Origin of the sequence: Pseudomonas sp. SWRI51 (assembly GCF_014268825.1) — a bacterium.
Classification (GTDB): domain Bacteria; phylum Pseudomonadota; class Gammaproteobacteria; order Pseudomonadales; family Pseudomonadaceae; genus Aquipseudomonas; species Aquipseudomonas farsensis.
Genome location: NZ_JABWRG010000015.1, coordinates 47,637 through 68,190 on the forward strand (window position 1 = coordinate 47,637; position 20,554 = coordinate 68,190).

Here is a 20,554-nt window from a genome sequence, read left to right on the forward strand (position 1 = left end):
TCGGGGAGGGTCGACTCGTCTAGCTGATGAATTCTGTTCTGATTTGCGATCGCTCGCGGTATACAGCGCAGGTTTGAGCCGTTAACGTAAAGCAAAGCCGTTTATAGAGGAAGGACTCGTGGAACACTCGCTCCTTGTTTGGTTGCTGCCGACCCTGGCCCTGGTTATTGGCGTGGTCGTCGGTTTCGCGCTGGCCCGCCTGCTGCCTAACGCTGCGCCCAGCAATACACAGCGCCAGCTGGATGATATCCAGCAGCGTTTCGATACTTACCAGAACGAGGTGGTCACCCACTTCAACAGCACCGCATCGCTGGTGCGCAAGCTGACGCAAAGCTACCAGGACGTGCAGGACCATCTAGCCGATGGTGCCAACCGTCTGGCCCTGGACGAGCTGACCCGCCAACGCCTGCTGGCCTCGCTGCACGCCGAAGCGGCCCATGGCCCGCGTGACCGCCTCACGCCGCCCAAAGACGCCGAAGTGCCGCGCGACTACGCCCCCAAGGCGCCGAACTCGCCAGGCATGCTCGATGAGAGCTATGGCTTGAAGCGCTGATTCGACCGCTACGACAAAGGCCGCGCATGCGGCCTTTTTTGTGCCTGCAGGCCAAGCGGATGGCGATGAAACAGGCATCCCGCAGGACGCTGGACGCACGCCTGTTCCGGCCTCATCGCAGGCTGTCGCCAGCTCCCACAGAGACCGCGCACAGTCGCAATATCGAGGCCTTGCCTTGAACCTGTGGGCGCTGGCGGCAGCCTGCGATGAGGCCGATACAGGCTTGCACCTCCCATAGGACCCTGCTTTTCTCCGCCTGCCAGGATTCGCTCAACAAGCCCGCAATGCCTGCTGCACGTCGCCCAGCAGATCCTCGATATCCTCAAGCCCCACCGACAGCCGCACCAGCCCCTCGGAAATCCCATGCTCGGCGCGCTCCTTCGGCGTGTAGCTGGAATGGGTCATGCTCGCCGGGTGCTGGGCCAGTGATTCGGCATCACCCAGGCTCACCGCCCGGGCAAACAGTTGCAGCGCGTTCATGAAGCGTCGCCCGGCCTCGATGCCGCCCTTGAGTTCGAAGGCGATCATGCCGCCCGGCAGGCGCATCTGGCGGCTGGCCAGTTCATGCTGGGGGAAACACGCAAGCCCTGGGTAACGGATCAGTTCAACCTGGGGCTGAGCAAGCAGAAATTCGGCTATTTGCTGGGCATTGGCGCAGTGCCGGTCCATGCGCAGGGCCAGTGTCTTGATGCCGCGCATCAACAGCGATGCATCGTGGGGCGAGAGCACCGCGCCGGTCATGTCCTTGAGCCCTTCCAGGCGAATCCGGTCGACCAGCGCCTTGCGCCCCACCACCAGCCCGGCAGTGATATCGCCGTGCCCGGAGAGGTACTTGGTGGCCGAATGCACCACCAGATCAGCCCCCAGCTCCAGCGGGCGTTGCAGGTAAGGGGTGCAGTAGGTGTTGTCGACCACCAGGGTAAGGTCATGGCCCCGTGCAGCCTCGGCCAGCGCAGCGATATCGACCAGTTGCATCGTCGGGTTGGCGGGTGTTTCGCAGTAGATCATCCGCGTTTTTGGGGTGATCGCAGCTTTCAGCGCCTGGAGATCATTGAGGTCGACATGGCGGATTTTCACTCCGAACTCACCGATACCGTGGTGCAGGTAGGCGAAGGTGCAGCCATACACCGTGCGGCCGACGATCAGCTCATCGCCTGGGCGCAGCAGCGTCCATAGGGTCGAGGTGATAGCCCCCATCCCTGACGCCAGGGCCAAGCCCGCTTCACCGCCCTCCAGCGAAGCCATCCGTTGTTCGAGCAGTGCCAGGGTCGGGTTGGAGATGCGGCTATAGAAATGCCCCGCTGCCTCCCCGGCAAAGCAGGCTGCGCCGTATTCCACATTGGGAAACGCATAAGTAGCCGTTTGATAGACCGGCGGCACCAGTGCACCGCCATGGCTGAGCGGGTCGTAGCCGTGATGAATGGCGCGGGTGGAGAAACCGGCGTGTCGTGAGTCGTCCATGGCAACAGCCTCTGGGGGTTTGTTATAAGCTTATGCCAGCAGAGACCCCGTATTTTTCCAAAGTTGCCCACAACATCACGGCACTTTGGCAACAAAACCAATAAAAACCCAACAGGGAGGGCATAACATGCCTTCAACACTCGACCGCACCGACCGCGCCCTGCTCGCTGCCCTGCAGAACAACGCCCGGCTGACCGTTTCGGAACTCGCCGACCAGGTCGCGCTGACCACCTCGCCGTGCTGGCGACGGGTCAAACTACTCGAAGACAACGGCTATATCACCGGTTACCAGGCCGTTCTTTCGCCCAAGGCGCTGGGGTTTGGCATCACCGCGTTTGTCAGCATCATGATGGAGTCGCATACCAAGGACATGGCGTTGGCCTTCGAACAACGCCTGATCGACATCCCGGAAATCGTTGCGTGCCACAACATTTCCGGGCGCTACGATTTTTTGCTGGAGATCCTCGCGAGCGACCTGGAGTCGTTTGGCGAATTCACCCGCGAGGTGCTACAGCGGCTGCCAGGCGTGAAGGAGATCTACTCGAGTTTTTCGTACAAGGCGGTGAAGGAGCGGAGGGTGATACCGGTGAGCGAAACACATATTTAGCCAATCACCAGCAACTACAGGACCGCTCCCACCCTCCAGAGGCCCAATGCCTGACATACCTCGCGGTGAGAAAGCAGCAACCTGCCGGTGTAGTCTCAATGAGCGACACAATGAAAATTTCCGACTTTACCGAGGCTGAATTTCTCGACTTCATTATTTCTATCACCGATCCGGCGCACGAGACCAGCGAACGTGAACTAGACGCTCGCATAGTGAAATTCAACGAGCTGTCAGAGCACCCTAGTGGATCAGATTTAATTTACTGGCCTGAAGCCGACGGATTAGATACACCTGATGAAATTTTGCGGCTTGTAAAAGAGTGGCGGGCCTCTAACGGTAAGCCGGGCTTCAAAACCGACTAATCCCGCAGGCATCGCCCCTTCAAAAAACGATGCCACCATAGGCTTTTATGCAAGCACCCAATAAAAAACCCGCCGAAGCGGGTTTTTCATGTCACCTGAAGCAACTGATCAGATCGCCCCACGCTGACGCAGCGCATCGAGCACCAGCTTGACGCCTTCATCGACGCTGAGCGCCTGGGTGTTGATCACCACATCCGCATCCAGCGGCACATCGTACGGGAAGCTTTCACCCGGGATGTTGTCGCCACCGGCAGCATACAGGCCCTGCGGGTCACGCTCACGGCACACCAACGGCGAAGCCTGAACGTAGACGGTTACCAGACGCTCCTTGCCCAGCAGCGCCTTGGCCTGTTCGCGGCCTTCGGCATCCGGGGCAACGAACGCGGCCAGGGTGAGCATGCCGGCTTCGTTGAACTGGCGCGCCACATGGGCGGCGCGGCGCCAGTTTTCGGTACGCCCGGCACGGTCCTGGGGCAGGCCCTTGTTCAGGTCGTGGCGCAGGTTCTGGCCATCGAGCACGTAGACCGCACGGCCCATGTCGAACAGCTTGCGTTCCACGGCATAGGCCAGGGTGCTCTTGCCAGCGCCGGACAGGCCGCTGAACAGCACGGTGGCCGGCTGCTGGCCGAAGCGCAGGGCGCGTTCTTCGGTGGAAACATGGGCCAGCTTGCCGTGTTGCCCGGTGCTGCCATGGGGCAATACCGGTGGCGCGATGATCATGCCGGCGCCGACGGTGCCGTTGGTCAAGCGATCGATGACGATGAACGCACCGGTGGTGCGGTTGCTGTCGTAGCCGTCCAGGGCAATGGCGCTGTCCAGCGCAACCTTGACCCGGCCGATTTCGTTCAGCTGCAGCGCGCTGGCCGCGCCCTGCTCAAGGGTGTTCACATCGACCTTGTGGGTGATGCTGGCAATCGAGCCCGGCACGTAGCTGGTGGCCCGCTTGATGTCGTATTTTTTGCCCGGCAGCATCGGTTCTTCGGCCATCCATACCAGCATGGCGTCGAATTGGTCGGTCACCTGCGGTACGTTGTCAGCGTGCACCAGCAAATCGCCACGGGAGATGTCGATCTCGTCTTCCATGGTCAGGGTCACGGCCTGGCCTGGGCCTGCGCTTTCCAGTTCACCTTCGTAGGTGACGATGGACTTGACCCGGCTGCTCTTGCCCGACGGCAGCACGACGATTTCATCGCCCTTGTGCACCACGCCACCGGCGATGGTGCCGGCGAAGCCACGGAAGTTCAGGTTCGGGCGGTTGACGTACTGCACCGGGAAGCGCAGGTCGGTCACGTTACGGTCGACGGCAACCTCGACGCTTTCGAGAATTTCCATCAGCACAGGGCCGGTGTACCACGGCGATTGCTCGCTGCGGTTGACCACGTTGTCGCCCTTGAGCGCCGACATGGGCACGAAGTGCAGGCTCGAAGGCTTGAGGTTGATGCTCTCGGCGAACTTCAGGTAATCGGCCTTGATCGACTCGAACAGCTGCTGGTCGAAGCCCTTGAGGTCCATCTTGTTGACCGCGACAACGATGTGCTTGATGCCCAGCAACGAGGCGATGTAGCTGTGCCGGCGGGTCTGGGTCTGCACGCCGTAGCGGGCATCGACGAGGATGATCGCCAGGTCGCAGGTGGACGCACCGGTGGCCATGTTGCGGGTGTACTGCTCGTGGCCCGGGGTGTCGGCGATGATGAACTTGCGCTTGGCGGTGGAGAAGTAGCGGTAGGCGACATCGATGGTGATGCCCTGCTCACGCTCGGCCTGCAGGCCATCGACCAGCAGCGCCAGGTCGACTTCTTCGCCAGTGGTGCCGGACTTTTTCGAGTCGCGGGTGATGGCCTCGAGGTGGTCCTCGTAGATCATCTTGGAATCATGCAGCAGGCGCCCGATCAGGGTGCTCTTGCCATCATCGACGTTGCCGCAGGTGAGGAAACGCAGCAGTTCTTTGCGCTCGTGCTGAGCGAGATAAGCGAGGATGTCTTCGCTGATCAAATCGGATTGGTGCGACATGGAGTAACCCTGAAGTTAGAAGTAGCCCTGACGTTTCTTGTCTTCCATGGAGCCTGCACCATCGTGGTCGATGACGCGGCCCTGACGCTCGGAAGTACGCGTCAGCAGCATTTCCTGAATGATGTCGGTCAGCGTTTCGGCCTCGGACTCGACAGCACCCGTCAACGGGTAGCAGCCCAGGGTACGGAAACGCACCTTCTTCTTGACGATTCGCGCTTTTTCTTCCTCGGAGAGGTGCTCCAGGATGCGATCGTCGTCGATCATGATCAGGGTGCCGTTCTTCTCGATGACTTCGCGCTCGGCGGCGAAGTACAGCGGCACGATCGGGATGCCTTCGAGGTAGATGTACTGCCAGATATCCAGTTCGGTCCAGTTCGACAGCGGGAAGACGCGGATCGACTCGCCCTTGTTGACCTTGCCGTTGTAGATGTTCCACAGCTCCGGGCGCTGGTTCTTCGGGTCCCAGCGGTGCTTGCTGTCGCGGAACGAGTACACGCGCTCTTTGGCACGGGACTTCTCTTCATCGCGGCGCGCACCACCGAAGGCGGCATCGAAACCATGCTTGTCCAGCGCCTGCTTGAGGCCCTGGGTCTTCATGATGTCGGTGTGCTTGGAGCTACCATGGGTGAACGGGTTGATGCCCTGCGCCACGCCCTCAGGGTTGACGTGGGTGATCAGCTCCAGGCCCATTTCCTCGACCATCTTGTCGCGGAAGCTGTACATCTCCTGGAATTTCCACTGGGTGTCGACGTGCATCACCGGGAACGGCAGCTTGCCCGGGAAGAAGGCCTTGCGCGCCAGGTGCAGCATGACCGCGGAATCCTTGCCGATCGAGTACAGCATCACCGGGTTGTCGAACTCGGCGGCCACCTCGCGGATGATGTGGATGCTTTCCGCCTCCAGCTGTTTCAAGTGCGTCAGATTGTCGACCATGGCTACTCACGAAAAACGATCTTATGGACGGCCTACGGGCCGTGTTCGAGCGAGCCACTTTATCACAGCGCCTGATTCTATTTAGGCGGCGGGCTAGATCGAAACAATCTAACCATATGACTGGGGGTTTGGGCCGGGCCAGGGCTTTCACGAGACCGCGCATAGCCCCGCTATGCAGGTCTCGCCCTGATTTCTGTGGGAGATCCCATGGTTTTGCACAAGCTTGTGCCGGCCTCATCGCAGGCTATCGCCAGCTCCCACAAAAACATTCTCGGCCCCAAAATCGAGGTCTGGACAAGCTACCTGTGGGAGCTGGCGATAGCCTGCGATGAGGCCGGCACAGGGTTGCTCGGACCGCACTGCGGCGGACTGTCAGATCGGGTTGGGGATGTCGATGAACAGATGCTCCAGCGCAAAACGCCGCGCCAGGTAGTCGCCCAGCGCCTGCACGCCATAGCGCTCGGTGGCGTGGTGGCCGGCAGCGATGAAGCTGATGCCGTTTTCGCGGGCGCTGTGGAAGGTCTGCTCGGACGCCTCGCCACTCAGGAACAGGTCGACACCTGCCGCAATGGCGGTATCGATGTAGCCCTGCCCGCCGCCTGTGCACCAGCCCACCCGGCGGATCATCTGCTCGCCTTCGATGACCAGCGGCTCACGGCCCATGGCCTCCTGCACGCGGCGCGCGAAATCACGCGCCGACAGTGGCTCGGCCAGCGAGCCGACCAGGCCTACAACTTTGGGGTTGGCCGGGTCCAGCGGGCCTTCGACGGTGATATCGAGTTGGCGCGCCAACTGCACGTTGTTGCCCACCTCAGGGTGGACATCCAGCGGCAAGTGGTAGGCCAGCAGGCTGATATCGTTTTTCAGCAAGGTCTTCAGCCGGCGCTGCTTCATGCCGGTGATGCACGGGTTTTCGCCCTTCCAGAAGTAACCATGATGCACCAGCACCAGGTCAGCCCCCGCTTCGACTGCTGCATCGAGCAGTGCCTGGCTTGCGGTGACGCCCGTCACGATGCGGCTGACCTGCGGCCGGCCTTCAACCTGCAAGCCATTGGGGCAGTAGTCCTGAATGCGGGAGCTGCCCAGGTAGCGCTCGGCTTCCTCGACCAGGGTATTGAGGGCAACGGCCATGAAATTCTCCTCGAAAACTGCCTTTTTGCAGGTTTTAACACCCGTATAATGCCCGCCATTATGGGCCGTCCCCGGTGCCGGCGAAACCTGCGGCAAACGCCGCAGTTTTCGCGCCGTAGCGCTCAAGGTATGATCCCGCGCGCTTGCATTCAGGCTGCACCGAAGCGGCCCCTGCCCTATTTTCAGGACTCGTTCATGTTCAAGGCTCTGCGTTTCTTCGGCTGGCCCCTGCTTACCGGCGTGCTGATCGCCGTTCTGATCATCCAGCGTTTCCCGCAGTGGGTCGGCCTGCCCAGCCAGGACGTCAACCTGCAACAGGCGCCGCAAACCACGCAGATCATGCAGGGCCCGGTGTCCTACGCCGACGCCGTGACCCTGGCCGCACCGGCCGTGGTCAACCTGTACACCACCAAGGTGATCAACAAGAGCGCCCACCCGCTGTTCGAAGACCCGCAGTTCCGCCGCTTCTTCGGCGACAACCTGCCCAAGCAGAAGCGCTGGGAATCGAGCCTGGGCTCGGCGGTGATCATGAGCCCCGAGGGCTACCTGCTGACCAACAACCACGTCACCAGCGGCGCCGACCAGATCGTCGTGGCGCTCAAGGATGGCCGCGAAACCCTCGCACGCGTGATCGGCAGCGACCCGGAAACCGACCTTGCTGTGCTCAAGATCGACCTGAAAAACCTGCCGGCGATCACCATCGGGCGCTCCGACAGCATTCACATCGGTGATGTCACCCTGGCCATCGGCAACCCGTTCGGCGTCGGCCAGACCGTGACCATGGGCATCATCAGCGCCACCGGCCGCAACCAACTGGGCCTGAACAACTACGAAGACTTCATCCAGACCGACGCTGCGATCAACCCCGGCAACTCGGGCGGTGCGCTGGTGGACGCCAACGGCAACCTGGTGGGCATCAATACGGCGATCTTCTCCAAGTCCGGCGGCTCGCAAGGCATCGGCTTTGCCATTCCGGTCAAGCTTGCGCTTGAGGTGATGAAGTCGATCATCGAGCACGGCCAGGTGATCCGTGGGTGGCTGGGCATCGAGGTGCAACCGCTGAGCGAAGAGCTGGCCGAGTCGTTCGGCATGGAGGGGCGCCCAGGCATCGTGGTAGCGGGGATCTTCCGCGAAGGGCCGGCGGCGAGGGCCGGGCTGCAACTGGGTGATGTGATCATGAGCATCAACGGCGAACCGGCAGGTGACGGGCGCAAGTCGATGAACCAGGTGGCGCGGATCAAGCCGACCGAAAAGATCAGCATCGAAGTGATGCGCAATGGCAAGCAGATCAAGCTGATTGCCGAAGTGGGCCTGCGCCCACCGCCGACACCTGTGGCGGCAAAAGAAGAGAAGTAATTGAGTGCACCGCGGTGGTTCGCAATGCCGAACCACCGCAATGCCTTCGGTCAGTGCAGAATCTGGCTGAGGAACAACCGGGTGCGGTCACTGCGTGGCCGGTCGAAGAAATCATCCGGTGCCGCCTGCTCGACGATCTCGCCCTTGTCCATGAAGATCACCCGGTTCGCCACGGTGCGGGCAAAGCCCATCTCGTGGGTTACGCAGAGCATGGTCATGCCGTCCTCGGCCAGGCTCACCATGGTGTCGAGCACTTCCTTGACCATTTCCGGGTCCAGCGCCGAGGTGGGCTCGTCGAACAGCATGATCTTAGGCTTCATGCACAACGCCCGGGCAATCGCCACGCGCTGCTGCTGACCGCCCGACAACTGCCCCGGAAACTTGTGCGCCTGCTCCGGAATACGCACGCGCTCCAGGAAGTGCATGGCGATTTCCTCGGCCTTGCGCCGCGGCATCTTGCGCACCCACATGGGCGCCAAGGTGCAGTTTTCGAGGATGGTCAGGTGCGGGAACAGGTTGAAGTGCTGGAACACCATGCCGACTTCGCGGCGGATGGCCTCGATCTGCTTGAGGTCGTTGGTCAGCTCCACACCGTCAACGACGATGCGCCCCTGCTGGTGCTCCTCCAGCCGGTTGAGGCAGCGAATGGTGGTGGACTTGCCCGAGCCAGACGGCCCGCACAGCACGATGCGCTCACCCTGGCGCACGTCCAGGTTGATGTCCTTGAGCACATGGAACTGGCCATACCACTTGTTCACGCCCTGCATCTGGATAATGCCTTCAGCGCCGACAGGCTGCTTGATCGCTTCACTCATTTCGAAACTCCTAACGCTTGTGGCCGGTGTCCAGCTTGCGCTCCAGATGCATGGAGTAGCGGGACATGCTGAAACAGAAAACCCAGTAGATCAGGGCTGCGAATACATAACCTTCGGTCGCCATGCCCAACCACGCAGGGTCGGCAGTGGCTTGGCGGACGCTGTTGAGCAGGTCGAACAGGCCGATGATGATGACCAGGCTGGTGTCCTTGAACAGGGCAATGAAGGTGTTGACGATGCCGGGGATCACCAGCTTCAGCGCTTGCGGCAGGATCACCAGCGCCATCGCCCGCCAGTAGCCCAGGCCCATGGCCGCCGCCGCTTCATACTGGCCTTTTGGAATGGCCTGCATGCCGCCGCGCACCACTTCGGCGATATACGCCGACTGGAACAGGATGACGAAGATCATCGCCCGCAGCAGCTTGTCGAAGCTCATGCCTTCGGGCATGAACAGCGGCAGCATCACCGAGGACATGAACAGCACGGTGATCAGCGGAATACCCCGCCAGAACTCGATGAAGGTCACCGACACGGCCTTGATCACCGGCATCCGCGAACGCCGGCCCAGGGCCAGCAGAATGCCCAGCGGCAAGGCCGCCGCGATGCCTACCGTGGCGATCACCAGGGTCAGGGTCAGCCCGCCCCACTGCGAGGTCGGCACCTGCACCAGGCCAAAGCTGCCACCGTGCAGCAACAGGTACGCAAGGATCGGGTAGATCACCAGGTAACCGATGCCATAGGCGGCCTTGCGGGTGAAGCTGCGAATGAACAGCGGTGCCGCACCGATCACCCCAAGCCAGGCAGTGAGGTCGACGCGCCAGCGCAGTTCGCTGGGGTAATAGCCATACATGAACTGGCCAAAGCGCTGCTGCACAAAGACCCAGCAGGCGCCGTCCTTGGTGCAATCGGCGCGGGTGGTGCCGGACCAGTTGGCGTCCAGAAACGCCCACTGCACCAGCGCCGGCACGATCAGCCAGACCAGGTACAGCGCGAACAGCGTCAACAGGGTATTGACCCAACTGGAGAACAGGTTGGCGCGCATCCAGGCCAGCACGCCGACGGTCTTCACCGGCGGCGGCATATCAGGTTTGAAAACATGAGCGTTCATGCGCGTCTCCTACCGCTCGATCAGCGCAATGCGCTTGTTGTACCAGTTCATCAGCAACGAGATGCTGATGCTGATAGTCAGATACACCGCCATGGTGATGCCCATGACCTCAACGGACTGGCCGGTCTGGTTCAGTACGGTGCCGGCGAACAACGAGACCAGTTCCGGGTAGCCGATGACGGCGGCCAGGGAAGAGTTCTTGGTCAGGTTGAGGTACTGGCTGGTCAGCGGCGGAATGATCACCCGCATCGCCTGGGGGATGATCACCTTGCGCAGCGTCGGGCCTTCGCGCAGGCCCAGCGAACGGGCCGCCTCGGTCTGGCCGTGGCTGACCGACTTGATGCCGGAACGTACGATTTCGGCGATGAACGCTGCGGTGTAGATCGACAGCGCCAAGGTCAGCGCCATGAACTCAGGAATCAGCACCCAGCCACCGACGAAGTTGAAGCCCTTGAGCTGCGGCACCTCCCACTGCAGTGGGTTGCCGAACAGCAGTACGCTGCAGGTGGGGATTACCAACAACAGCGCCAGCCCCGCCCAGAACTTGTGGAACGGCTGGCCGGTTTCATCGAAGCGCTTGTTGGCCCGGCGCACCATCAGCACGATGGCCAGCACCGCCAGCACCAGTGCCACGATGAACGGCCAGAAACCTGCGGCCATCGACGCACCGGGCATGTTCACGCCACGGCTGCTGATGAAGAACAGGTCTTCGATATTGATACTGCCCCGAGGCCCCGGCAGCGCGGTGAACACCGCGAAATACCAGAAGAGAATCTGCAGCAAAGGCGGGATGTTGCGGAAGGTCTCGACGTAGATGGTGGCCAGCTTGCTGATCACCCAGTTGGACGAAAGCCGCGCCACACCGACCACAAAACCCAGCAAGGTGGCGATGACGATGCCGATGACGCTGGCCAGCAGCGTGTTCAGCAGGCCCACCAGCAGTACCCGCGCATAGCTGTCGGCTTCGGTGTAGTCGATCAGGTGCTGGGCGATGCCAAAGCCGGCACTGCGCTCGAGAAAGTCGAAGCCCGAGGTGATGCCTCGGTGCTGCATGTTGGTCTGGGTGTTATGGATGAGGTACCAGCCCAGAGCGATCACGGCAACCACCGTGAGTATCTGGAACAGCCACGCGCGCACACGTGGATCGCTCAGGGATAACCCTTTCCGTGCGCCGATTTGATTTTGCATGAAGTGCCCCGAAAAGAAGGGAGTCGAACGACCCGCGACGGCGGGATGCCGTCGCGGGGTGCAGCGATCAGCGCACCGGTGGTGCGTACTGGATGCCGCCGTTGTTCCACAGGGCGTTCAGACCGCGGTCGATCTGCAGCGGGGTGCTCTTGCCGAGGTTCTTCTCGAACACTTCACCGTAGTTGCCGACTTGCTTGACGATCTGCACGACCCAGTCCTTGGGCAGTTTCAGGTCCTTGCCGTATTCGCCATCGGCGCCCAGCAGGCGAGCCACGTCGGGGTTCTTGGTGGATTTGGCTTCAGCCTCGACGTTTTTCGAGGTGATACCGGCCTCTTCGGCATTGAGCATGGCGAACAGGGTCCACTTGACGATGCTGAACCACTCCTCGTCGCCCTTGCGTACCACTGGGCCCAGTGGTTCCTTGGAGATGGTCTCTGGCAGCACCACGTAGTCGGTCGGGGCCGCAAGCTTGGAGCGCTGGGCGAACAGCTGCGACTTGTCCGAGGTGAGCACGTCGCAACGGCCCGATTCCAGCGACTTGGCGCTTTCGTCAGAGGTATCGAAGGTGATCGGGGTGTATTTCAGGCCATTGCCGCGGAAGTAATCCGAGACGTTCAGCTCGGTGGTGGTACCGGCCTGGATGCAGATGGTCGCGCCATCAAGTTCCTTGGCGCTGGAAACACCCAGCTTTTTATTGACCAGGAAACCTACGCCGTCGTAGTAGGTGACGCCGGCAAACACCAGGCCCATGCCGGCATCGCGTGAGCTGGTCCAGGTGGTGTTGCGCGACAGCACGTCGACTTCGCCGGACTGCAGCGCAGTGAAGCGTTCCTTGGCGTTGAGCTGGCTGAACTTGACCTTGCTGGCGTCGCCGAACACAGCGGCGGCTACAGCGCGGCAGACGTCAGCATCGATGCCGACGATCTTGCCCTGGGCGTCCGGTACCGAGAAGCCCGGCAAGCCGTCACTCACGCCACACTGGACGAAGCCCTTCTTCTTTACCGCATCAAGCGTGGCACCGGCCTGGGCGAAACTGGTCGCGCCCAGCGCGGCGGCAGCGGTCAGGACTGCCAGGGTGGTTTTCAACATCTTCATTCACAACCTCCAAATCGCTCTTGTTGTACGAGCCGGATTGCACCGCACCCTTATGAGGCGCTTCCGACCCCTTGTTGGCTTGTTTTTGGGTCAATTGGCGCAATGGGCTGTTCTGTGACAGCCTTCAATTCATACGAAGGGGTGTTACTGAGGAATGCCCACTCCATCGCATACTTGTGCATAGCAAGGCGCGTACCAGAATGGGCGACTTAAGCGTTTAAGCAGGAGTCAAGTAGGAAAAGTTGTACAGTTGCGACATCTTGTTCAGGCTTGAGCACGCCCCGCCTTTTTTTTGCGCACTCAATGAGCACGCACGCACTTTTTAGGAGCAGTGATGACCGAACCGTTGATTCTCGAACCCCAGAAAACCGCAGACGCTTGTGTGATCTGGTTGCACGGCCTGGGCGCCGACCGTTACGACTTTCTACCGGTTGCCGAATTCATGCAGGAGCACCTGGCCAGCACTCGCTTCGTCATGCCCCAGGCGCCAACCCGTGCGGTGACCATCAATGGCGGCTATGAAATGCCCAGCTGGTACGACATCACGGCGATGAGCCCGGCGCGTGCCATCGATGAGGCGCAGTTGGAGGCGTCGGCTGACCAAGTCATCGACCTGATCAAGGCCGAGCAGGCCAAAGGCATCAATCTGTCGCGCATCTTCCTGGCAGGCTTTTCCCAGGGTGGCGCCGTGGTGCTGCACACTGCCTATATAAAGTGGCAAGAAGCCCTGGGTGGGGTGATCGCGCTGTCGACCTATGCGCCCACCTTCGCCGACGACCGGCAACTGAGCGCTTGCCAGCAACGCACCCCGGCGCTGTGCCTGCACGGCGTGCATGATTCGGTGGTAATCCCGTCGATGGGCCGCACAGCGTTCGAGTACCTCAATACCTGGGGCGTAGCGGCGCGCTGGCACGAGTACCCGATGGAGCACGAGGTCAACGTCGAAGAGCTGCACGACATCCAGCAGTGGCTGAGCCAGCAGCTCAACTGAACCGGCAGTTTGTAGCCCGCCGAGCATTGCACTACGCCGCGCCCGGTTCTTGCATTACACTGGCCGGCGTACATTCCTTAACCAGTCGACGAGATGACCGTGCTCAAGGCACTCAAAAAAATATTCGCAAAAGGTGACGCCACGCCGTCAGCCGCCGAGCCTGTAGCCGTGAGCGCCCCCGCGCAGGCCCCGCAACCACAAGCGCCGGCGCGCAACAGCGCCAAGCCAAAGCCATCCCACCCGCCGCGCAGCCAGGCCAAGCCTGCAGAAGCTGCAGAGCCTGCGCCAGCGCCCCAGCCCACCGCGCCCAAGCCGCGCCGTGAGCGTAAACCCAAGCCGCAGGCGAGCCTGTGGAAACCCGAGGACTTCGTGGTCGAGCCGCAAGAAGGCAAAACCCGTTTCCACGATTTCAAGCTGTCCAACGAGCTGATGCACGCCATCCACGACCTGGGCTTCCCCTACTGCACGCCTATCCAGGCGCAAGTGCTCGGCCACACCCTGCGCGGCCAGGACGCCATCGGCCGTGCCCAGACCGGCACCGGCAAGACCGCCGCGTTTCTGATCTCGATCATTGCGCAGTTGCAGCAGACCCCGCCGCCCAAGGAACGCTACATGGGCGAGCCGCGCGCGCTGATCATCGCCCCTACCCGTGAGCTGGTGGTGCAGATCGCCAATGACGCCCTGGCGCTGACCAAGTACAGCGGGCTGAACGTGATGAGCTTTGTCGGCGGCATGGATTTCGACAAACAGCTGAAGGCCCTCGAAGCCCGCCATTGCGACATCCTGGTGGCCACACCGGGCCGCTTGCTGGACTTCCAGCAACGCGGCGAAGTGCACCTGGACATGGTCGAGGTCATGGTGCTGGACGAAGCCGACCGCATGCTCGACATGGGCTTCATCCCGCAGGTTCGCCAGATCATTCGCCAGACCCCGCCCAAGAGCGAGCGCCAGACCCTGCTGTTCTCGGCCACGTTCACGGACGATGTGATGAACCTGGCCAAGCAGTGGACCACGGACCCGGCCATCGTCGAGATCGAGCCGGAAAACGTCGCCAGCGAAACCGTCGAGCAGCACGTCTATGCCGTTGCCGGCAGCGACAAGTACAAGCTGCTGTACAACCTGATTACGCAGAACAAGTGGGAACGGGTGATGGTCTTTGCCAACCGCAAGGACGAAGTGCGGCGTATCGAAGAAAAACTGCTGCGCGACGGCGTCAATGCAGCGCAGTTGTCCGGGGATGTGCCGCAGCACAAGCGTATCCGCACCCTGGAGAACTTCCGCGAAGGGCGCATCACGGTGCTGGTGGCAACCGATGTGGCGGGCCGTGGCATCCACATTGAAGGGATCAGCCACGTGATCAACTTCACCCTGCCCGAAGACCCGGACGATTACGTGCACCGTATTGGCCGTACAGGGCGTGCGGGAACCAGCGGTGTGTCGATCAGTTTTGCCGGTGAGGACGATTCCTACCAGTTGCCAGGCATCGAAGCGCTGCTGGGGCGCAAGATCAAGTGCGAGATGCCGCCTGATGAGCTGCTGGTCGCGGTGCCGCGCAAGCAGCACTGACCTGCCAGATTGCCGGGGCCGCTATGCGGCCCATCGCGGGGCAAGCCCGCCCCTGCACCAGAATGAACGCGATCCTTGTAGGAGCGGGCTTGCCCCGCGATGGGCTGCGTAGCAGCCCCAACATCCTCAACTGCCTACCACCGCCCCGCCGCATCCCGATCACTCTGCCGCCCTTCCACCCAGCGCGGCCCATCCTCGGTGTTTTCCTTCTTCCAGAACGGCGCCCGGGTTTTCAGGTAATCCATCACAAAGTTGCAGGCATCGAACGCCGCCTGCCGGTGCGCACTGGCAACCCCGACAAAGACAATCGGCTCGCCCGGCTCCAGGGCGCCAATGCGGTGCAGCACCTCGACCTTGAGCAACGGCCAGCGTTGTTCGGCCTCGGTCGCGATCTTGGCCAAGGCTTTTTCGGTCATGCCTGGGTAATGTTCAAGGAACATCCCCGCCACCTCCCGCCCTTCATTGAAATCACGCACATACCCCACGAAAGCGACCACCGCCCCCACCCCGGCGTTGGCCGCATGCATGGCGTTGACCTCCTGCCCTGGGTCGAACGGCGCCTGCTGAACCCGGATACCCATGCTCAGCCTCCGGTCACAGGCGGGAAAAACGCCACGTCGTCGCCCTCGGCAAGCGGCTCATCAAGCTTGCACAGCTCTTCGTTGCGCGCACACATGAGGTTCTGCTCGGCCAGCAGCGAATACGGGCCGCCTTTGGCCAGCAACGCCTGGCGCACGTCATCGAGCACCTTGAATTCACCGTCCAGCGTTTCGCCATCGAGCCCCAGTTGCTCACGGTAACGGGCGAAATACATCACCTTGATTTTCATCAGCCTTGCACCTGGTAGTGGCCACTCTTGCCGCCGATCTTCTCCAGCAGGCGCACCTGCTCGATGACCATGCCCTTGTCCACCGCCTTGCACATGTCATAGATCGTCAGCGCGGCGACGCTGGCGGCGGTCAGTGCTTCCATTTCCACCCCGGTCTGCCCGGCCAGCTTGCAACGCGCAACGATATGCACCACGTCATCGCCCTCGGCAGCCAGCTCGACCTTGACGCTGGTAAGCATCAACGGGTGGCACAACGGGATCAGGTCGCTGGTCTTCTTCGCCGCCTGGATACCGGCAATGCGCGCCACCGCGAACACATCCCCCTTGGGGTGCGCGCCATCGACGATCATGCGCAGCGTGGCCGGCAACATGCGCACCCGCGCCTCGGCGAGGGCCTCGCGGGCGGTGACGGCTTTTTCAGTGACGTCGACCATATTGGCGCGCCCCTGGGAATCGAGATGAGTCAGCACTGCTCTGCTCCTGTGAAGGGAGCACAGAGTGTAAACCCGTGGGTCAGCTTTGAGCAGGGGCAAGTGCCCGGCTCATCGCGGGGTGACACCGCGATGAGCCGGAGCGGGTTACATATGCGACTCGGCGTACTCGGCCAGGACCGAGCGCGGTACACCCTGCAGGGTGATGTGCACGCCGTGGGGGAAGTCCTTGAAGCGTTCGGTAAGGTAGGTCAGCCCGGAGCTTGTGGCCGACAGGTAGGGGGTGTCGATCTGCGCCAGGTTACCCAGACAGACCACTTTCGAGCCGCTGCCGGCGCGGGTGATGATGGTCTTCATCTGGTGCGGGGTGAGGTTCTGGCATTCGTCGATGAGGATCAGGCTCTGCTGGAAGCTGCGCCCACGGATGTAGTTCATCGACTTGAACTGCAGCGGCACCCTTTCGAGAATGTACTCGACACTGCCATGGGTGCTTTCGTCGTCCATGTGCAAGGCTTCGAGGTTATCGGTGATGGCGCCCAGCCAGGGTTCCATCTTCTCGGCCTCGGTGCCTGGCAGGAAGCCGATCTCCTGGTCCAGCCCCTGCACGCTGCGGGTGGCGATGATGCGGCGGTAACGCTTGCTGACCATGGTTTGTTCGATGGCGGCGGCCAGCGCCAGGATGGTCTTGCCGGAGCCCGCGGCGCCGGTCAGGTTGACCAGGTGGATATCCGGGTCGAGCAGGGCGAACAGCGCCAGGCTCTGGTGAATGTCACGCGGTTTGAGGCCCCAGGCTTCCTGGTGCAGCAACGGCTCCTGGTGCAGGTCGAGCAGCAGCAGTTCGTTTTCGCGCACGCCTTTGACCCAGCCTACGAAGCCTTGCTCGTCAATGATGAACTCGTTGATGTGCACCGAGGGCAGGTTCTCGATCATCTGCACGCGATGCCAGGTGCGGCCCCGTTCCTGGCGGGTGTCGACCTTGTTGACGCGGTCCCAGAAGGACCCGGTGACCGAGTGGTAGCCCTTGGACAGCAACGACACGTCGTCGACCAACTGGTCGGTACTGTAGTCCTCGGCGGCGATGCCGCAGGCGCGCGCCTTCAGGCGCATGTTGATGTCTTTGGTCACCAGCACCACGTCGAGGTCCGGGCGTTTGGTGCGCAGGTCGAGCAGTTGGTTGATGATGATGTTGTCGGCGAGGTTCTCGGGGAGCAGGCGATTGGGTTCGTTGCGCGTGCTCATGAGGATGGACAGAAAGCCCTTCGGCCCGCTCTTGCCACGCTGGATAGGCACGCCGATTTCGACAGCGCTGGGCGAGGCGTCACCGAGGGTCTGGTCGATCAGGCGGATGGCCTGGCGGCAATCGGCGGCGATGGTGTGTTTGCCAGTCTTGAGCTTGTCGAGTTCCTCCAGCACCGTCATCGGTATGGCGACGTGGTGCTCCTCGAAGTTGAGCAGGGCGTTGGGGTCGTGAATCAGGACGTTGGTATCGAGCACATACAGGATTGGCTGTGTGGAGGAAGTGGTGCGTCCTTGGTCATCCATACTCTGTCACCTTATCTGGTAGCGACACGGCGCGTACTACTGCGCCGCAGAGTGACCGCCGATCTCCCCGTATCCGTGTCGTTGCGGGCGGGGAGCGCACCTGGCAGGAGGGCCTGGATGACGCCACCTGTGCTGCAGGGTTCGGCTGTCTGATTCCTTGATACCGCAAAAACCATGACCGTAAAAAGTCTTTTTACGCTGCGATGAAGTTTATTTTTCCAAATGACGAACAGGGCTTGGCGGGTGGGCTGGACGGGACTAGAGTCATAGGTCAGGTAATAGCGAATGCACCTGCCCGCCTCATCGAAACGCGCCTACCGCACGCCATACTCCCGGCACCCTTCCCAGCCAATCCCGCTCTGCGCCGTGCTCTGCAGCAGCCACTCCAGCGCTGGCTGGGCCTTGGGCAGGCTGTCGTGGAACTGGATCACGCCTTTGCGCCACAGCAACATCAGGGTCAACACCCGCTGCGCCGAGGCCTCGGCGGTCAACGGGCCGTCATCCTGGGCATCGATATCCCACAACGACACCCGCAGGTGCTGGCTGGCCATGAAGCCCTCGCCGTCACTGCGCCGCTGGCCATAGGGCGGGCGGAACAGCGGGACGTACTGCTCGGGCAGGTCTGCCTGCACGCGCGCCTGGCTGCGCCGCAGCGAGTCTTCCCACCCCTGCCACTGCGCATGGGAGCGATACTCCCAGCCCTGGATGCCCACGCACTGCCCGGCATACAACCTGGCCACAGGCCCTGCATCACGGCGCTGCTGGAGGCGGTTGCCGAGCACGAAGAAAATGCCATCGAGCTTCTGCCGGCGCAGAAACTCGGCCAGCGCATCGGAACTGCCGCCGGCAGGCGTCGGCCCGCCAACGAACGTCAGCAGAAACATCCGGTCATTGAGTTCCTCACCGCTGCGCTCGCGGCTGGAGAGCTTTTCGACCTCGCTGGTGGTCTGCGGGAACAGCGCCGCCTTGCGCAGTTGTTCATCGAGATAGCGGCTGTGGAACTGGTGGCTGGGCTCGACCCAACCGCTATAAAAGGTGCCCACATCGGCGGCGAAGGTTGCAGCCTGGGTGCGCAGATCGGCCATCGACTCCACCGGGTAGCAAAACGAGGCATCCTGCTCGCAACTGCGCTGGGCCTGCTGGTAGCTGCTCCACAAGCGCTGCCACATGCGCGCGCGCACTGCACGCACCACCGCCAGGTTGACCTGGCGCAGGCCCAGGCGCTGGGTCAGGGCGTGTTCATCGAGCATCTCGCTTTCGTGCAACACGCGGCCAAACGACAGGATCTCGGCCCGCGACGCCACATCGAACAGCGCCGGGCTGTCGACCTGCTCGGGCCAGAGCTTGCGGTCGAAGCTGACGAAATCCGCCGGAGCGGCCTGCGCGCCGAGGCTGAGCAGCCCGGCCAGCATGGCAAAAGCGATACGCACGATGGGCATTCTCCCTGTGTAGGCATGGCGCGCACTATAGCGCGCCAGTGGCTGATGGTCGGTGACTATCGTCGCCATAGTTTGGCGTTCCAAGGCTCGCCCCGTAGAATTGCCCGACGATTCCAGGAGCCGACCCGATGCTGACGGTGATTTCCCCCGCCAAGACCCTCGACTACGACACCCCGCCGGCCACCCAACGCCATACGCTGCCGCAGTATCTGGACGATTCCCAGGTGCTGATCGAGCAACTGCGCGAGCTGGCCCCGGCGCAGATCGCCGAACTGATGCACCTGTCGGACAAGCTCGCAGGCCTGAACGCCGCCCGCTTTGGCAGCTGGACCCCCGACTTCACACCGGCCAACGCCAAGCAGGCATTGCTGGCGTTCAAGGGCGATGTGTACACAGGGCTCGACGCAAACACCCTGAGCGAGGACGATTTCAGCTACGCCCAGGACCACCTGCGCATGTTGTCCGGCCTGTATGGCCTGCTGCGCCCGCTGGACCTGATGCAGCCGTACCGCCTGGAAATGGGCACCAAACTGGCCAACGCCCGTGGCAAAGACTTGTACGCATTCTGGGGCACGCGCATCAGCGAGTGGCTGAACCAGGCCCTGGCCGAGCAGGGTGATGACCTGTTGCTGAACCTGGCCAGCAACGAGTATTTCAGCGCGGTGAAGAAATCCGCCTTGAATGCGCGGGTGATCGACGTCGATTTCAAGGATTGGAAAAACGGCCAGTACAAGATCATCAGCTTCTATGCCAAGAAAGCCCGCGGCATGATGACCCGCTTCGTGATCGAGCAGCGCATCAACGACCCTGAACAGTTGAAGGGCTTCGATGTGCAGGGCTACTACTACAGCGCCGAGCAGTCCAAGCCAGACCATCTGGTGTTTCTGCGCGATCATGCCCAAGACTGAGATCAGCCTGTAAGGGCCTCATCGCAGGCTTGCGCCAGCTCCCACAGGGACCGGGCACAGCCGTGATATTGTGGGTTGACCCAGACCTTGTGGGAGATTCTATGGTTTTGTACAAACCTGTTCCCGCCAGACTTATCTCCTTGTGGCGAGCTCCTTTGTGGCGAGCGGGCTTGTCCCGCGTTGGGCTGCGCAGCAGCCCTGAAAACCCAAGGGGCTGCTGCGCAGCCC

The 20,554-nt window shown here is 61.9% G+C and carries 20 protein-coding genes; 7 read left to right on the forward strand and 13 right to left on the reverse strand.

The window, feature by feature from the left end; genetic code table 11:
• Window positions 1–118 precede the first annotated feature (118 nt).
• Entirely contained in the window at window positions 119–553 is a 435-nt protein-coding gene (locus HU720_RS07695) for a DUF1043 family protein (RefSeq protein WP_186518775.1), read from the forward strand.
• Between the two features lie 270 nt (window positions 554–823).
• Here the strand turns inward: HU720_RS07695 and HU720_RS07700 are convergent, their stop codons facing one another.
• Window positions 824–2,014 (reverse strand): methionine gamma-lyase, encoded by a 1,191-nt coding sequence (locus HU720_RS07700; protein ID WP_186518777.1) that lies wholly within the window; start codon window positions 2,012–2,014, stop codon window positions 824–826.
• A 127-nt stretch (window positions 2,015–2,141) separates the two neighbouring features.
• Here HU720_RS07700 and HU720_RS07705 point away from each other — a divergent pair, with 127 nt between their 5' ends.
• Together HU720_RS07705 and HU720_RS07710 are read left to right on the forward strand one after the other, a co-directional pair.
• On the forward strand, window positions 2,142–2,621 hold the full coding sequence (locus HU720_RS07705; RefSeq protein WP_186518779.1) for an Lrp/AsnC family transcriptional regulator: 480 nt from the start codon (window positions 2,142–2,144) through the stop codon (window positions 2,619–2,621).
• Between the two features lie 110 nt (window positions 2,622–2,731).
• A complete protein-coding gene (locus HU720_RS07710; protein WP_186518781.1) occupies window positions 2,732–2,983 on the forward strand; it encodes a bacteriocin immunity protein in 252 nt (83 codons plus the stop codon).
• A 108-nt stretch (window positions 2,984–3,091) separates the two neighbouring features.
• On the opposite strand, the gene cysN is transcribed toward HU720_RS07710, so the two are convergent.
• From cysN to HU720_RS07725, 3 genes are all read right to left on the reverse strand, one after another.
• The gene (cysN, locus tag HU720_RS07715) at window positions 3,092–4,993 is read right to left on the reverse strand and encodes a sulfate adenylyltransferase subunit CysN (protein WP_186518783.1); all 1,902 of its coding nucleotides are present in this window, start codon (window positions 4,991–4,993) and stop codon (window positions 3,092–3,094) included.
• Between the two features lie 15 nt (window positions 4,994–5,008).
• The gene (cysD, locus tag HU720_RS07720; RefSeq protein WP_186518785.1) at window positions 5,009–5,926 is read right to left on the reverse strand and encodes a sulfate adenylyltransferase subunit CysD; all 918 of its coding nucleotides are present in this window, start codon (window positions 5,924–5,926) and stop codon (window positions 5,009–5,011) included.
• Window positions 5,927–6,298: 372 nt separating this feature from the next.
• Entirely contained in the window at window positions 6,299–7,057 is a 759-nt protein-coding gene (locus tag HU720_RS07725) for a Nif3-like dinuclear metal center hexameric protein (RefSeq protein WP_186518787.1), read from the reverse strand.
• Window positions 7,058–7,252: 195 nt separating this feature from the next.
• On the opposite strand from HU720_RS07725, the gene algW reads away from it, so the two are divergent.
• Window positions 7,253–8,413, forward strand: coding sequence for a Do family serine endopeptidase AlgW (gene algW, locus HU720_RS07730; RefSeq protein WP_186518789.1), 1,161 nt, complete (start codon window positions 7,253–7,255; stop codon window positions 8,411–8,413).
• A 50-nt stretch (window positions 8,414–8,463) separates the two neighbouring features.
• Here the strand turns inward: algW and HU720_RS07735 are convergent, their stop codons facing one another.
• From HU720_RS07735 to HU720_RS07750, 4 genes are all read right to left on the reverse strand, one after another.
• Window positions 8,464–9,228, reverse strand: a complete 765-nt coding sequence (locus HU720_RS07735; protein ID WP_186518791.1) for an amino acid ABC transporter ATP-binding protein — start codon at window positions 9,226–9,228, stop codon at window positions 8,464–8,466.
• Window positions 9,229–9,238: 10 nt separating this feature from the next.
• The gene (locus HU720_RS07740) at window positions 9,239–10,336 is read right to left on the reverse strand and encodes an amino acid ABC transporter permease (RefSeq protein WP_186518793.1); all 1,098 of its coding nucleotides are present in this window, start codon (window positions 10,334–10,336) and stop codon (window positions 9,239–9,241) included.
• Between the two features lie 9 nt (window positions 10,337–10,345).
• On the reverse strand, window positions 10,346–11,524 hold the full coding sequence (locus HU720_RS07745; protein ID WP_186518795.1) for an amino acid ABC transporter permease: 1,179 nt from the start codon (window positions 11,522–11,524) through the stop codon (window positions 10,346–10,348).
• 67 nt (window positions 11,525–11,591) lie between these two features.
• Complete coding sequence (locus HU720_RS07750) at window positions 11,592–12,620, reverse strand: amino acid ABC transporter substrate-binding protein (protein WP_186518797.1); 1,029 nt, start codon at window positions 12,618–12,620, stop codon at window positions 11,592–11,594.
• A gap of 334 nt (window positions 12,621–12,954) precedes the next feature.
• Here HU720_RS07750 and HU720_RS07755 point away from each other — a divergent pair, with 334 nt between their 5' ends.
• Window positions 12,955–13,611, forward strand: coding sequence for an alpha/beta fold hydrolase (locus tag HU720_RS07755; protein ID WP_186518799.1), 657 nt, complete (start codon window positions 12,955–12,957; stop codon window positions 13,609–13,611).
• A gap of 99 nt (window positions 13,612–13,710) precedes the next feature.
• A complete protein-coding gene (rhlB, locus tag HU720_RS07760; RefSeq protein WP_346656563.1) occupies window positions 13,711–15,177 on the forward strand; it encodes an ATP-dependent RNA helicase RhlB in 1,467 nt (488 codons plus the stop codon).
• Window positions 15,178–15,311: 134 nt separating this feature from the next.
• Here the strand turns inward: rhlB and moaE are convergent, their stop codons facing one another.
• The 5 genes from moaE to HU720_RS07785 all read right to left on the reverse strand — a co-directional run bounded on the left by moaE (window position 15,312) and on the right by HU720_RS07785 (window position 19,409).
• Window positions 15,312–15,758: a molybdopterin synthase catalytic subunit MoaE gene (moaE, locus tag HU720_RS07765; RefSeq protein ID WP_186518803.1), complete on the reverse strand. Its 447-nt coding sequence runs from the start codon at window positions 15,756–15,758 to the stop codon at window positions 15,312–15,314.
• 2 nt (window positions 15,759–15,760) lie between these two features.
• Window positions 15,761–16,006, reverse strand: a complete 246-nt coding sequence (locus HU720_RS07770; RefSeq protein ID WP_186518805.1) for a MoaD/ThiS family protein — start codon at window positions 16,004–16,006, stop codon at window positions 15,761–15,763.
• A complete protein-coding gene (gene moaC / locus HU720_RS07775; RefSeq protein ID WP_186518807.1) occupies window positions 16,006–16,476 on the reverse strand; it encodes a cyclic pyranopterin monophosphate synthase MoaC in 471 nt (156 codons plus the stop codon). Before moaC ends, HU720_RS07770 begins: the two co-directional genes overlap by 1 nt.
• A 108-nt stretch (window positions 16,477–16,584) precedes the next feature.
• Window positions 16,585–17,979, reverse strand: a complete 1,395-nt coding sequence (locus HU720_RS07780) for a PhoH family protein (protein ID WP_186518809.1) — start codon at window positions 17,977–17,979, stop codon at window positions 16,585–16,587.
• Between the two features lie 314 nt (window positions 17,980–18,293).
• On the reverse strand, window positions 18,294–19,409 hold the full coding sequence (locus tag HU720_RS07785) for a polysaccharide deacetylase family protein (RefSeq protein WP_186518811.1): 1,116 nt from the start codon (window positions 19,407–19,409) through the stop codon (window positions 18,294–18,296).
• Between the two features lie 137 nt (window positions 19,410–19,546).
• On the opposite strand from HU720_RS07785, the gene yaaA reads away from it, so the two are divergent.
• Complete coding sequence (yaaA, locus tag HU720_RS07790; protein ID WP_186518813.1) at window positions 19,547–20,326, forward strand: peroxide stress protein YaaA; 780 nt, start codon at window positions 19,547–19,549, stop codon at window positions 20,324–20,326.
• The last annotated feature ends 228 nt before the right edge of the window (window positions 20,327–20,554 follow it).